A 13935-nucleotide genomic window follows, 5' to 3' on the forward strand; every position below is an offset into this window, starting at 1 on the left:
ACCAGCCTCGGCTGGTTTTTTTAATTGTAAATATTGTCTTTGCTATATGCTGTAAAAATACAATCCATAACCGAGTAACAGCGCAGGTATTGTTGAATACACCGTCGCGATTAAGGCCGCTTTTGGCGCTAATGCAATAGCTGGGAATAGGGCATCGCCGTCATTTGAAATTGCATTGGCTGCCATCGCACTAAATGGAATAATACCCTGAATATAGAGTGTCATCACTACGATTTGTGGCCCGCAGCCAGGTAATAAGCCAATAGCCACAGCCACCAGCGGTGCAAGATAAGCATACTCAGAAAACCAGGCTGTTAAATCAACACCGACTAGGTTAACGAGAATTTCAAACAGCATAAAACTGGCAACAACCCAGGCAGTAACAAAGTGCGTGTCCATTAACACTTTCGTGAGTTTTGAGGGAGGTGTGCAAGGCGCTTCTTCACTTGTTACTTGCTTATAACTGCTGCCTTTAGAAGACAGCGACCACACAACCACGGTTAATAGCGCCATGATCGAGCCAAACAGGGTGACGCCAGTATTAACGCTTTGACTAAATTCGCTAAGGTCAGAATTGGTAGCAATAACAAAAGCAATAATCAAGCTTGGGACTAGGGTAAACTTCCAAATAGGGCGGCTAAATTTCAAAGCCTTTGGTTGGCATTGAGGCTGCTCGTAGTATTCACCTGCTTCGTCAGGTTGAAATTTATCTGGGCTATGAAATGTATTAACTATCTGACCGCTAATAATTCCTACAGCAACACCGATTAACATCATTAATAAACCATCAAGCGGGCGGGTTGCTAACAGTAAAAAGGCGGCATCGCCCATGGTTGCGGTTAAGACAGCAACAACAGAGCCAAAGCTAGCCTGCTTTTTAGTAAATTGGGTTACCACAATAATGGCACCCCCACAGCCAGGTAAAGCACCTAAAATAGACGCAAAGCTCACCTCTAGAATGCCTGATTTAGCACGTAAATAGCTAAGCTGTAATTGAGGAAGTCGATCAATAAGGTAGTAATAGATTAATAAGGTGGCTGCAACAAATACAGATACTTGAAAAAAAGCATCACTAAGCGCTTGTAGGGTGAATTCTCGGCTTGCAGGTACCGCTAAAGAAATCAGTAATAAAAGGGGTAAAATTAAGCGTTTATTGTCCGTAATGTAACACCTCGCTTTATTAGGAATAAACCTCGTTTGTGTTAGTGAGAGCATACAGTGCAACCTAAAAATTATTCAGGCTACACTGTATTACGATTTTAAATGAAAATCAATCTCATTTGTATCTATTTGCGTTGGAACTCAGAAGTGGCATTCCAGGTCGGCCATTCTTTTCGTTCTGAAATATCAAAACCTACTTGATAGAATAACTGAAGGTCCTGAACGGCACCTGATAAATCCCATTCATCACGGTAACGGTCGCAAGGCTGATGATAACAACCACGAAGCACTAAGCTCATACGCTTACGGTAATTTGCCGTTTCTTCGTCAAGTGCTTCACTACCACCACCGGCATACATTGCTGGTACACCCATGTTTGCAAATGCAAAGTGATCAGAGCGGTAGTAACCACCTGAAGACGGTTTAGGGTCACCAGATACTGTACGGCCTTGTGCTTTAGCAGCTGTTTCTAGCAGGCTATCCATTTCTGATTTACCAATACCAACAACACTGATGTCTTTAACTTTACCTAATAGGTTTAAGCTATCCATATTGATGTTAGCAACCGTTTGTGATGCTGGGATCACTGGATTTGCAGCATAATATTTCGAGCCAAGTAAACCTTGTTCTTCAGCAGTAACGGCTAAGAAAGTCATTGAACGGCTAGGGTGCTCAGGTAAGGTAGCGAATGCTTCAGCAACTTCGATTAAGCCAGCAGTGCCCGTTGCATTATCGTGGGCGCCATTATAGATTTGGTCACCTTTGCGGGTTTTATCTGTACCAAGGTGATCCCAGTGAGCTGAATAAATGATGTGCTCGTCTGGCTTTTCGCTACCCGGTAACGTCGCGATAAAGTTATACGAAATTGACTTTTTGATTGTATTATTTACTTCAACACTTGCAGTTAGGTCGCCCATATCAACATGGTAAGCGCCTTTTGCCGCATTAGCTTTCATGTTATCGAAATCTAAGCCTGCTTTTGTGAAAAGCTCTTTAGCAACATCAGTTGTTACCCAGCCTTCAACAGCAACACGGTCCATGTTGTTATTTTCTTTTTGGAAACCAAATTGTTCACCGCTCCATGAGTTTTCAACAACAGACCATGGGTAAGAAGCCGGTGCTGTTTCGTGGATGATAATCGCACCTGCTGCACCTTGACGGCTTGCTTCTTCATATTTGTATGTCCAACGACCGTAATAGGTCATGGCATCGCCGGTGAATAAATCAGGGTTTTTCGTCGCAAAACCAGGATCGTTTACCAGCATAACAACGGTTTTGCCTTTAACATCTAAGCCTTCGTAGTCGTTCCAGTTGTACTCTGGTGCATTAACACCGTAACCAACGAATACTAATTCAGAATCTTTAATGCTTTGCTTAGCACTAATACGGCTACTACCCATTACCATATCTTTTTTGTATTGGTAATCTTTGCCGCCAATAGTAAGTACCATGTCTGAATCAGCTTCTAGTGAAACAAGCGGTACTTCTTGTAAGAAGCTATCACCGTTACCCGGCTCAAAACCCAATGCTTTAAATTGGTCGGTTAAATAGGCAAGCGTTAGCTCTTCACCTTTAGATGATGGTGCTCGGCCACCGAACTCATCAGAGGCAAGCACTTTAATATGCTCTGCTAATTGCTCTGAATTAATGCTTTGATAGGCTTTTTCGACATCACTTGATGTGATACTTGTTGAAGCACAGCCCGCAAGAATGGCACTTGCAAGGACTGTCATTGGAAAATAGCGTTTCATAATAGCTCTTTTTTTGTTTTATGGTGGCATTAGTATATGAGGTTCTATTAATGAGAACCAGTTTTTACGGTAAACTACCCACAATACATCAAGAAGTTAAAAAATAAGCAATGAAACGATTTACTGCTCCCGAGCAATGGTCAACACAATACCTCACAACGGGTGCTTTTAGTGACCTAGCGACGCTATTTAATTTAGATAAACTGTCAGATTGGCCATCTTGCCAGTGGTTTAATCAATATCTAAATGCGAAAACTACACAGGGCAAAGCCATAACCTTTGTTGAAGATGAAAAGTTTGCTGATGAAACCCGTTATTATGAGCAAATCATATTTGAGACAGGGCAAGTACCAACAAGACAACAAAATTGGCATGACCTTTTTGGTGGTTTTATTTGGTGTTTATTTCCAAAAACCAAAGCGCTGATTAATCATCAGCATATCGAAGAAATTAAACTGCATGGTCTAAAAGAGCGTAGTAAACATCGAAATGCACTTACTTTATTTGACGAATGCGGTGTGGTGCTGGCAATTACTGAGCAAAGCTGGCAGCAGCAATTACGCGACCACCAATGGCAACAAGCCTTTGTAGAACAACGTGAACATTGGGGTAAAAGCATTAGGCCATTTATGTTTGGTCATGCTAACTACGAAATGCTCACTCAGCCGTATATTGGTTTAACGGGTAAAGCATTATTTGTAATTGTTCCTGATGACATATTTTGTAAAGATTTAAGCGAGCAATATGCGTATCTAGATCAACGTCTTTATGAGATGATAAAGCTTGATGATTGTTTGCGTGATAATAAAAACTTATCACCCTTACCCTTGTTAGGCGTACCAGGATGGTGGACTGACAATGAAAATCCAGAATTTTACAGTAACACTGATTACTTTAGACCGAAACGAAGGAAACGCACATGATTGAAGTGGCCGGGCTTAAAAAGAAGTTTAAGCTAACAAAAGATCATAAAAAAAATAAAACGGACAACGTAGACCCCCGTGAAGATAAAGAGTTTTTTCATTCTGTGAGAGACGTCAGCTTTCAATGTAACAAAGGTGAAGTACTTGGGTTACTCGGCCCAAATGGTGCCGGTAAAACAACCACCCTTAGAATGATTTCAACAGCCTTAAAACCAGATGAAGGCAGCATTACCATCTCTGGTCACGATATCGTTAAAAAGCCGTTAGTTGGCCGCAAATCAATTGGATTTCTTTCAGGTAGTACCGGCTTATATGGGCGTTTAACAGTTAAAGAAAACGTTGAATACTTTGCCCGTTTACATGGCATGAGTAAAAAAGCGGTAGCCGCTCGTTGTGATGAGCTATTCACCTTACTTGATATGCACAGCTTTATTGATAAACGCGCCGAAAACCTTTCAACAGGTATGAAGCAAAAAGCCAATATTGCCCGTGCTGTTGTTCATCATCCTGATGTGGTTATTCTTGATGAGCCGACAACTGGTTTAGATATTATGACTACGCAAACCGTAATTAACTTTATTCGCGGCCTTAAAGAGCAGGGCACACCAGTTATTTTTTCAACGCACCATTTAGATGAAGTTGCCTTACTTTGTGACCGTGTTGCAGTGATAAACCAAGGTATTAGTTGCTTTGATGGCACCTTAGATGAGTTTAAACAAACAGGTCAAAGTGAAGAATTAAACCAAGCGTTTATGAATATTTTAACGGAGAGCCGTGATGTTTGAAGTATTTAAAAAGGAATTAAAAGAGCTGTTACGTGACCGTAAAACATTGATATTCGTTGTTGCACTACCGGTTGCTATCTTCCCACTGTTATTTGCTGTTATGGCCTTTATTAGTTCACAAGCGGCGTTAGAGGCAGAACAAGAGGTCCATACTTACGCTATTATCAATGGCAATTACGCACAAGATTTTACAGATAAGGTGTTTTACCATAAGAGCTTTGCTTTATATAAAGGCGACGAAACCTTTAATACGGTAGAAGATCTCACTAAAGCGGTAAAAGCAGGCACCATAGACATGGGTATCTATTTACCGTCAGACGCTAAGCAAACCTTAGATGATGCAAATCAAAGCGAATGGCAAGTTGTGTATAACGACGCAAAAGCAATTAACTTCTTATTTGACCGTGTAAAAGAACTGGCAAAAGAATATGGCGATACGCTGCGTACAAACAAACTATTAAGCTTTGGTGTATCAGAAGAGCAACAAGCTGCCATTATCGAGCCTATTAAAGTTGTGAAGGTCGACACTGCAGATAAACGTGAAAATCTTGGCGAGAAAATAGGTGGGTTTATTCCTTATCTACTTATTCCTCTGGTATTGATGGGTGCAACGTATCCGGCGATTGATTTAGGAGCTGGTGAAAAAGAGCGTGGTACGCTCGAAACCCTTCTACTTACACCAATCACCCGTACACAGCTGGTGTTAGGTAAGTTTGTAACCTTACTTGCTTCTTCTATTGCGACAACCACCATTACTGTACTCAGTATGGGTGTGTGGATATCAGTGGCCATTGCATTCGTAGATTTAGCAGTTGTTAAAAACGCATTTAGCTCTTTAACCGTATTAGATTTAGGGCTGATTTTTGTTTTGTTATTACCTATTGCTGCAATCTTCTCATCATTAGCGTTGGCTATTTCAATTTATGCGCGAACCTTTAAAGAAGCGCAAAACTACATGGCACCACTTAGCATGGGTGTAATTTTTCCAATTATGGTTGCCTTGATGCCAAATGTTGAACTGACGAGCAAAACAGCATTCATTCCTGTTACAAATGTAGCTTTGGCAATCAAAGAAATCATTAAAGGTACAGTTGATTACACACTCGTGGGTTTAATTTTCTTAGCGACAGTGATTGTGGCAGGTGCATTACTCGCGTTTTGCGTTAAATGGTTTAATAAAGAAGATGTCTTATTTAGATAAGAGATACTGATTTTACCTAATAATAAAGCATCATTTTGGTGCTTTATTTGTTTGTAAGCCAAGCTAAGTACTTACGAGTTCTTATTACTTAATATATTTTCTGTATACTCCGCTTTTATTACTATTCTCTCCTATACTCTAAAGCAGAGTAGAAAAGAAGGCTTTCGATTCAATGGATTCTGGACATTCAGCGCATTTCTATCAACGTCACAAATTACCAATACTCGCTTTTTGTATTCTCTTGCTATTGGCAATTTTTGTAACTGTAAAGTATGAATACGACCTTAGAGAGGATGTGTTCAGCCGCACCTTTGAACAGATGAAGAGAGAGCTCGACACTAAAAAAAATGTACTAAAAACAAGTTTAAGAGAGAATATTTCTGCACTTAACTTTTTAGATTCAACGCCGCCAGTGCTTGCAATTATGCGCGCTACCAATGATCAAAATATAGATCCCGTGTTAGGCACGCCTATCTCGGCATGGAAAGATCGCCTAGCAAAAATCTTTACTGGTTTTATGTCAACAGATAAAGACCTCGCACAAGCTCGCTACATTTATATTGCTGATAATGGCAAAGAGGTTGTACGTGTTGATAATGTAAATGGTCAAGTCGATAGAATAGGTGAGGAAAAGTTACAACATAAAGGCCAACGTGATTACATGCAAATCACAGCACAGCTTGAAAATGGCCAAATTTATATTTCACCTATTAACTACAATCGTGAAAATGGCCGTTTACAAAAGCCCTATACAAGTACATATCGGATTGCAAAACTAGTAAAAGATGCTGAAGGTAAGCCTTTTGCAGTTTTGATCTTAAACTATTATGCAGCCGATCTGCTTAATAAGCTTAGCAGTAACATCGCTGATAATATGTCAGTGTATTTATTAAATGCGCAGCAACAATTTATCTATCATCCAAAGGAATCATACCGTTTTAGTTTTGAGCTAGATGATGCTCATTATTGGAATGAAGAGTTTAGCACTCAACAACAAATGTCAGGCGTTGATTTTTTTGACGTAGTAAACCTACCTGAAAAACTATATATAGATAAAATTATTGAGTTTAACAATGGCGTTCAAATGCAGCCACTTACATTGGCTGTCTCAATAAATACCGATACATTGCTGCATGAAATACATCAAAAGCGATTAAGGTTTATTGGCATTTTATGCTTAATAATTTTAGTAGTACTGATGTTATTTATTATCTACCAACGTGACATCAACAGAAAAATTGAGCTGAGTTTTCTAAAAGAAAAGAATAGTAAAATCATAGAAGACTCGACAGATGCCATTATTATGGTTCAGCCAAATGGTGTTATTTGTAATGCGAATGAAACGGCAAAAACGTTTTTTGGTATTACAGAGCAAACCACCCATTTTGATACCTTGTTTAATTATAACGATGAAGATTTTCAAGGGATTGCACAAGCCATTAAAGAAGGGCAGCGTTGCTCGTTTGAAGCGGTTCACATTAGTGAACAGAGCACTCATTATTTCTCGATTACCATGACACCTGTTTTTGATGCAGCGAAGCAGCAATATCAAATAGCGGCAATACTACGCAATATTGATTCACTTAAGTGCGCTCAACATCAACTAGAAAAGCTTAATGTGACACTAGAAGAAAAAGTAAAAAGCCGCACAGCCGAACTCGAAAAGGCCACCGAAGAAGCATTAGCTGCCAGTAAAGCTAAAAGTGAGTTTGTCGCTAACATCTCCCATGAAATCCGCACCCCGATGAATGGTGTACTTGGCATGCTCGAAATGCTTGAAGAAGAGCCATTATCTACTCAGCAAATGCAATACTTACATTATGCAAATACCAGCGCTAACTCATTGATGACACTGATTAATGACATTCTCGATTTTTCAAAAATTGAAGCAGGTAAACTTGATTTAGATAGTCACGAGTTTGATGTCGTTTCAGTGTGCAGTGATTTAATAACATCAATGGCTGTTCAAGGTCAGAAAAAAGGTATTGAAATACTGTTCGATGCGCATGCTATTACTAAGCGTACCGTAATGGGTGATAGCCACCGTTTAAAACAAATTCTCAATAATTTATTGAGTAATGCATTTAAATTTACCCACAAGGGTCATGTTAGCTTAACGGTAAAAGAGCAGCTGCATACAGATAATACGCTTTGCCTAAGCTTTGTAGTTGAAGATACAGGTATTGGTATTTCGAAAGAAAACCAAAGTAAATTGTTTGAAGTGTTTACCCAAGAGGACTCAAGTACCACACGCCATTATGGTGGCAGTGGTTTAGGGCTTTCAATAAGTCGAAAGCTCGCTCAGTTGATGGGCGGTGATATTATCGTTGAAAGTGAAAAAGGAAAAGGAAGCCGCTTTTGTGCAAGTATCACAGTGTCACTCAGTGGCTCATTAAAAGAGCAGGGTACGATTACGGCTTTGAATAACAAACAAGTTGGTTGTGCAGTTTTATATGCTCTACTTGGTCAGAACATTGAAACCCAATTAGAGAAAACTTGTCAGCCTCAGCCATCGAAAGTTTCTCGAATAAGTGATATACCTGAAAATGATTTCAATCAGTTAGATTTACTTATCATTGATCATAAACACCCAGAACTAAATAATGTGTTGAGTTTTGCAAATCGATACCCCGACACCTGTGTATTAATTTTAGGTGTTATGGCATCACTTAAACAAAAAGAAACATTACCGAGCAATTGTACTGTTATTGCAAAACCTGTCACTCCAGATGAATTAGCCTATAAACTCGCGGTTTTATTTAATGATAATAACTCTGTTATTGAGCGTAAAAATACAGATACTAAAGAAATTATTGAGCTTGATTTAACATCTCGTTCAGTGCTTATCGTCGACGATAACATGATTAATATTGAGGTGAGCAAAGCCATTTTAAGAGATAGCCATGTTCATATTGAATCAGCCAGCGATGGTCTTGAAGCAATTGAGGTATTGAATAATAGCGAAACTCAATTTGATCTGATCTTGATGGATTGCCAAATGCCAAACTTAAATGGGTATGACTGTACCAAAGCAATCAGGCAGGGAAAAACAGGCGAGAAATACCAAGATGTGGTGATCATAGCCATGACCGCAAGTGCGATGGCTGGCGATAGAGAAAAATGCCTCAGTGTTGGTATGAACGACTATATCACCAAGCCAATTAAACAAGCCACATTGCGTAAAAAGCTATCAATGTGGCTGAAGGCTTAAGCGGCATCGCGTTCTTTATTAAATGCAGGTTTAGGCGTTAATGCACTAATATCAGCAGAGTGAATCACTTTTTGTGTTTCACTCCAGTGCAATAACTCAATACGGCCAGAGCTGTTTTCAACTAATGCAGTGCAGCTCTCAATCCAGTCGCCATCATTGCAATACAAAATTCCATCAACCACTTTAACGGCTGGGTGATGAATATGCCCACAAATGATGCCATCGACGGCTTGTTTTTTTGCTTCGTGGATTGCCGCTTTTTCAAATGCGTCAATTGCTTCACGTGCTTTATGCACTCGCGCTTTTATCCAAGAGGCCAATGACCAATAATTACCGCCAAATAAACGGCGAATGCGATTAGTCCAACGATTTAAAAAAAGTAAAAAGTCGTATCCTGCATCGCCTGCAATACTGATTAATTTGTTGTAGCGGGTTGCTGAATCAAAATCGTCGCCATGCAACAGTAAAAACCGTTTGTTGGCTTTTGTGGTATGAATATATTGTTTATGTACTTCTATACCGAATAATGAATCATTAGCATAATGGCGAAAGGTTTCGTCGTGGTTACCCGGTATATAGATCACTCGAGTGCCGTCTTTTGCTTTTTGTTGAATAAGCGCTAATACATCATAATGGCTAGGGTGCCAAAAGAACTGTCGTTTCATTGACCATAAATCGACAATATCACCGACCAAATACAGAACATCGCATTCAATCGCATTTAAAAAGTCTAGTAAATACTGCGCTTGGCAGTCTTTATAACCTAAGTGAACGTCGGAAATCCAAACGGCAGGATAGTGGGTTTTACTACTGCAAGTGGTGTTATTCATGGCATTTACTCATGGTGTAATAAAGTAAATGCTAGGCAGAATCAATGACAGTTAAAAGACGCTTTAGCGAAACATCTATGACAATTAATAAAACAAAAAAACCGCCGAAGCGGTTTTTTAAATTTTGTAGAGCTGACTTAATTAGCCTTTAACAAGTGCGGCAATTTCGGAAGCGGCACTGTCTAAATCAAGCATTAGCTTTTCACCAGTACGACGGTTTTTAAGCTCCACCTTATTTTCATCAAGGTTACGCTCACCAATAACTAGCGTGAAAGGCACACCTAATAATTCCATGTCGTTAAACATAACACCAGGGCGCTCTTTACGGTCATCAAACAACACATCTAAACCTGCATCTTTCAAACCTTTGTAAAGGTTATCTGCAATATCCGGAATACGATGAGACTTATGCATGTTCATAGGTACAATTGCTAAATCAAATGGTGCGATAGGTTGCGGCCATTTAATACCGTATTGGTCGTTGTTTTGCTCAATAGCGGCAGCTACGATACGTGATACACCAATACCGTAACAACCCATTGTCATTACTTGGTTTTTACCTGATTCACTTAATACGCCTGCTTTCATTGCTTCTGAGTACTTAGTGCCAAGTTGGAAAATATGGCCAACTTCAACACCACGTTTAATTTGCAGTGAACCTTGGCCACACGGGCTTGGATCGCCTTCCACGATATTACGGATATCAGCCACTTCGTAGTTTTCTACATCGCGATCCCAGTTGATACCGCTGAAATGTTCACCATCTTTATTAGCACCAGCTACAAAATCAGCCATTACGTTAGCTGTGCGGTCAACAATGATTGGCATTGATAGGCCGACTGGGCCTAATGAACCTGGTTTTGCGCCAATAGCAGCAACGATGTCTTCTTCTTTTGCCATTTCAAGCGGTGAGTCTACAAGCGGGTGTTTCTCAGCTTTTAACTCGTTTAGATCATGGTCGCCACGTAATACAAGGGCAACTAAACCACGTTGTTCGTTTTCATCTGGTGCGCCATACACGATTAATGTTTTCACGCCGCGGTGAGGTTTAACACCATAGTGCTCTTTAAGCTCAGCAATTGATTTTGCATCAGGCGTTGGGAACGCTTTTAGTTCTTTGCTTGGAGCTGGGCGCTCTTCAGTCGGTGCCAGTGCTTCTGCTTTTTCGATATTTGCAGCATAATCACTTGCATCACTAAATGCGATTGCATCTTCGCCTGATTCTGCAAGCACATGGAACTCATGTGACACGCTACCACCGATAGAACCGGTATCAGCGATAACAGGGCGGTAATCAAGACCAAGGCGCTCGAATATGTTGCAGTATGCTTTGTGCATTACTTGGTATGTTTTCTCTAAACACTCATCACTTAAGTGAAAAGAGTAAGCATCTTTCATCGTAAATTCACGAGCACGCATTACACCAAAACGAGGACGAACTTCGTCACGTACTTTTGTTTGTACTTGGTAAAGAGTAAGCGGTAATTGCTTATAAGAGTTTACCTCTTTACGTACAAAATCTGTGATCACTTCTTCGTGTGTAGGGCCAAGTGCAAATGGACGGTTGTGACGGTCATTAATACGCAGTAATTCAGGACCAAACTGCTCCCAACGACCAGACTCTTCCCAAAGATCAGCTGGTTGGATAATAGGCATTAACATTTCGATAGCGCCTGCTTTATCCATTTCTTCACGTACGATGTTTTCTACTTTTTTAAGTACGCGTAGACCAGAGGGCAACCATGTATACAAACCCGACGCAACGCGGCGGATCATGCCTGCTCGTAGCATTAATTGATGAGAAACAATTTCTGCATCAGACGGAGTTTCTTTAAGTGTTGCGAGTATATATTGACTGGTACGCATCTCTATTCCAAGTAGTGTTAAAATTATTATCGTTTACTCAAGACGTTTGAGTAATAACAAGGCGCTAAGTTTACCAGTGGAAGCACTGACACTAAAGCGCTATATGCTAAAAACTAGCATTTTTCAATGCTGGTCACTGTATTATGATTGTCCTGAACATGCCACCTAATATTAAAATCATATAAGGTCATGCCGTAGCTTTGTTCTGAGTCACGTTGCTTTTTATAAGCAGGGCGAGGATCTTGCTTTAATACATTGCTTATAAACGCTTTTAATTCAGGTTGTTCGGTCTGTTTTTCGATAAACGCCAGGGCTTCTTCACTAAACTCAACACTCATATCGGTTTCTGGTCGGGTATCGGCAAAGCCTGCGGTGGCATCGGTCATTGCGTCTGAGTAGGGCAAATAAGGTTTAATATCTAAAATAGGTGTGCCATCGAGTAAATCGATACCTGAAAGCAATAAGCTTAATTGACCATTTTTATATTCAATGCCTTCAAGTTTTACAGCACTCATGCCAATTGCATTTGGGCGAAAGGTTGCACGTGTTGCAAATACACCTTTACGTTCATTACCGCCTAGGCGAGGGGGTCTCACCATTGCTGAATAGCCTTTATCTGCGGTTTCATGAAATCTAAATAACAGCCAAATATGGCTAAATTCATCGAGGCCGCGTACAAACTCTTCACGATTAAAATCGCTGCTGAATACCAGCTTTGCTTTAGCTTCAGGAACCAAACGAGGTTGGCGAGGTATGGCAAACTTTTGTTTATAAGGGGATTGAATATGGCCGACGGCAGTTAATTGGTATTCGCTCATTGTGCATTGTCGTTAAGAAAATCTGCCGACATTTTACATGCAAACACAAAAAAAGGCAGTCGAGACTGCCTTTTAATATTTAGACTGTGTAGTCTAAATTAAAACATGTATTGGAATGATACAGACGCAACATCCATATCTGGGTCAATATCATCTTCTAATTTATAGCGCTCATACTCTAAACGTACTTGCATGTTTGTTGTGAAGGCATATTCTACACCTGCACCATAAAATACATCACCACCGTCTGAGTCAGCACTGATGCTGCCAAGCTCGCCTAGGTCTTGCTCAATTTCAGCATCCCACTCTAGCCAACCACCTTTGGCATAAACAGAAAAGCTATCTGTAATTGGGGCTGCTAAGCGTGCTGCTAATGAAACACCGTCAATTTCAGCTTTAGAATCGATATCGCTTACTTCATCAAAATTTTGATAAGCAAGTTCAAGGCTTAAGTACTTGTTAAACTGAGTACCAATATAACCTTTTAGCATTTGTGAATCGTCATCAAAGTCAGTGTCATTTTCACTGTCTTCAAACTCAAAAGAATATTGGCCGTAGCCGATACCGGTATAAATACGCGGAGAATCCATTTCAGTAATATCTGCATGCGCAGCATTATTAAAACCTAGTAGTGCTAAAGAAAGTGCAGAAAGTGAAATTGCTTTAATCATTTAATAGCTCCTTTATAAAATAAATAAACGAATGTTTCGCGTCATTCACAAGGAGTATTGCAACGGCAATGCCAAGCTGAAAACAAAGCCTAAAGTATTGTTTTTAGGCTTTATAAAGTGGTTTTTTGTTCAGTTTGTTGAAACTGTAATCAGGCATTCAGTTTGGCAGTCGTAACAATTTCAGGGTGCTCTGTAGAAGTTACTAGGTACAGTTTATAATTTTTTGTTGCTTTAAATTTTTAGGCTTTTTGTAAAAGGGTTTCTGTTTCTATCGCGATCTCTTTCATTTTTATCGCATAGTTTTCGATTTTCTTTTCTTCGTCTGTTACGGCTGTGTATGAGGGTACTTCGATTGGGTATCCTGCTTCATCCATAGCAATAAAACTTATAACACAATGATTGGTTTCAACTAGGTTTTGGGTTTTAGGGTCGCCGCAGCGTACTTGTATAAAGATTTGCATGCTTGTTTTACCTGTGTGGGCAATACTAGCTTTCACTTCGACTATTTGGCCAACCAAAATAGGGCGCTGAAACTTCACACCCGCAACAGAAACAGTTACGCAGTAATGACCGCTCCAACCTGCAGCACAGGCGTAACCAGCTTGGTCAATCCACTTCATTACTACACCACCATGAACCTTACCGCCAAAATTGACATCGGTAGGTTCAGCTAAAAAACGAAAGGTTACACTTGAAGACGGCATACTTTACTCACTTT

11 protein-coding genes are annotated in these 13935 nt (G+C 40.0%); 4 read left to right on the plus strand and 7 right to left on the minus strand.

Going from position 1 to position 13935, the window contains the following annotated elements:
• Positions 1–42: 42 nt before the first annotated feature.
• Both VRK28_RS07765 and VRK28_RS07770 read right to left on the minus strand, forming a co-directional pair.
• Positions 43–1215: a putative manganese transporter gene (locus VRK28_RS07765; protein ID WP_130166368.1), complete on the minus strand. Its 1173-nt coding sequence runs from the start codon at positions 1213–1215 to the stop codon at positions 43–45.
• Positions 1216–1286: 71 nt separating this feature from the next.
• A complete protein-coding gene (locus VRK28_RS07770) occupies positions 1287–2912 on the minus strand; it encodes a M28 family metallopeptidase (RefSeq protein WP_253108577.1) in 1626 nt (541 codons plus the stop codon).
• A 110-nt stretch (positions 2913–3022) separates the two neighbouring features.
• On the opposite strand from VRK28_RS07770, the gene VRK28_RS07775 reads away from it, so the two are divergent.
• The 4 genes from VRK28_RS07775 to VRK28_RS07790 all read left to right on the plus strand — a co-directional run bounded on the left by VRK28_RS07775 (position 3023) and on the right by VRK28_RS07790 (position 9032).
• Positions 3023–3835 carry a DUF3025 domain-containing protein gene (locus VRK28_RS07775; protein ID WP_130166367.1) on the plus strand — a complete coding sequence of 271 codons (813 nt, stop codon included), beginning with the start codon at positions 3023–3025 and terminating at the stop codon, positions 3833–3835.
• Positions 3832–4620 (plus strand): ABC transporter ATP-binding protein, encoded by a 789-nt coding sequence (locus VRK28_RS07780; protein ID WP_054561430.1) that lies wholly within the window; start codon positions 3832–3834, stop codon positions 4618–4620. Before VRK28_RS07775 ends, VRK28_RS07780 begins: the two co-directional genes overlap by 4 nt.
• Positions 4613–5821 (plus strand): ABC transporter permease, encoded by a 1209-nt coding sequence (locus VRK28_RS07785; RefSeq protein ID WP_332393690.1) that lies wholly within the window; start codon positions 4613–4615, stop codon positions 5819–5821. Before VRK28_RS07780 ends, VRK28_RS07785 begins: the two co-directional genes overlap by 8 nt.
• Before the next feature lie 172 nt (positions 5822–5993).
• Positions 5994–9032: an ATP-binding protein gene (locus VRK28_RS07790; RefSeq protein WP_332393691.1), complete on the plus strand. Its 3039-nt coding sequence runs from the start codon at positions 5994–5996 to the stop codon at positions 9030–9032.
• On the opposite strand, the gene VRK28_RS07795 is transcribed toward VRK28_RS07790, so the two are convergent.
• The 5 genes from VRK28_RS07795 to VRK28_RS07815 all read right to left on the minus strand — a co-directional run bounded on the left by VRK28_RS07795 (position 9029) and on the right by VRK28_RS07815 (position 13921).
• Positions 9029–9862, minus strand: a complete 834-nt coding sequence (locus VRK28_RS07795; RefSeq protein ID WP_062565326.1) for a UDP-2,3-diacylglucosamine diphosphatase — start codon at positions 9860–9862, stop codon at positions 9029–9031. The genes VRK28_RS07790 and VRK28_RS07795 overlap by 4 nt on opposite strands.
• Positions 9863–10003: 141 nt before the next feature.
• Complete coding sequence (locus VRK28_RS07800; RefSeq protein WP_332393692.1) at positions 10004–11728, minus strand: proline--tRNA ligase; 1725 nt, start codon at positions 11726–11728, stop codon at positions 10004–10006.
• Positions 11729–11841: 113 nt separating this feature from the next.
• The gene (gene tsaA / locus VRK28_RS07805; RefSeq protein WP_054561434.1) at positions 11842–12546 is read right to left on the minus strand and encodes a tRNA (N6-threonylcarbamoyladenosine(37)-N6)-methyltransferase TrmO; all 705 of its coding nucleotides are present in this window, start codon (positions 12544–12546) and stop codon (positions 11842–11844) included.
• A 98-nt stretch (positions 12547–12644) separates the two neighbouring features.
• A complete protein-coding gene (locus VRK28_RS07810; protein ID WP_055198360.1) occupies positions 12645–13217 on the minus strand; it encodes an outer membrane beta-barrel protein in 573 nt (190 codons plus the stop codon).
• A 239-nt stretch (positions 13218–13456) separates the two neighbouring features.
• Positions 13457–13921, minus strand: a complete 465-nt coding sequence (locus VRK28_RS07815; RefSeq protein WP_054561436.1) for an acyl-CoA thioesterase — start codon at positions 13919–13921, stop codon at positions 13457–13459.
• Between the last annotated feature and the right edge of the window lie 14 nt (positions 13922–13935).

The organism is Pseudoalteromonas sp. P80D2, from assembly GCF_036680945.1.
Taxonomy (GTDB): Bacteria; Pseudomonadota; Gammaproteobacteria; order Enterobacterales; family Alteromonadaceae; genus Pseudoalteromonas; species Pseudoalteromonas shioyasakiensis.

What these genes read in the sequence shown, in the direction of transcription:
- VRK28_RS07765 (WP_130166368.1), bottom strand. Translation starts at nt 1,215, where the DNA reads ATGCTCTCACTAACACAAACGAGGTTTATTCCTAATAAAGCGAGGTGT.
- VRK28_RS07775 (WP_130166367.1), top strand. Translation starts at nt 3,023, where the DNA reads ATGAAACGATTTACTGCTCCCGAGCAATGGTCAACACAATACCTCACA.
- VRK28_RS07785 (WP_332393690.1), top strand. Translation starts at nt 4,613, where the DNA reads ATGTTTGAAGTATTTAAAAAGGAATTAAAAGAGCTGTTACGTGACCGT.
- VRK28_RS07810 (WP_055198360.1), bottom strand. Translation starts at nt 13,217, where the DNA reads ATGATTAAAGCAATTTCACTTTCTGCACTTTCTTTAGCACTACTAGGT.
- VRK28_RS07790 (WP_332393691.1), top strand. Translation starts at nt 5,994, where the DNA reads ATGGATTCTGGACATTCAGCGCATTTCTATCAACGTCACAAATTACCA.
- VRK28_RS07800 (WP_332393692.1), bottom strand. Translation starts at nt 11,728, where the DNA reads ATGCGTACCAGTCAATATATACTCGCAACACTTAAAGAAACTCCGTCT.
- VRK28_RS07795 (WP_062565326.1), bottom strand. Translation starts at nt 9,862, where the DNA reads ATGAATAACACCACTTGCAGTAGTAAAACCCACTATCCTGCCGTTTGG.
- VRK28_RS07815 (WP_054561436.1), bottom strand. Translation starts at nt 13,921, where the DNA reads ATGCCGTCTTCAAGTGTAACCTTTCGTTTTTTAGCTGAACCTACCGAT.
- VRK28_RS07780 (WP_054561430.1), top strand. Translation starts at nt 3,832, where the DNA reads ATGATTGAAGTGGCCGGGCTTAAAAAGAAGTTTAAGCTAACAAAAGAT.
- VRK28_RS07770 (WP_253108577.1), bottom strand. Translation starts at nt 2,912, where the DNA reads ATGAAACGCTATTTTCCAATGACAGTCCTTGCAAGTGCCATTCTTGCG.
- tsaA (WP_054561434.1), bottom strand. Translation starts at nt 12,546, where the DNA reads ATGAGCGAATACCAATTAACTGCCGTCGGCCATATTCAATCCCCTTAT.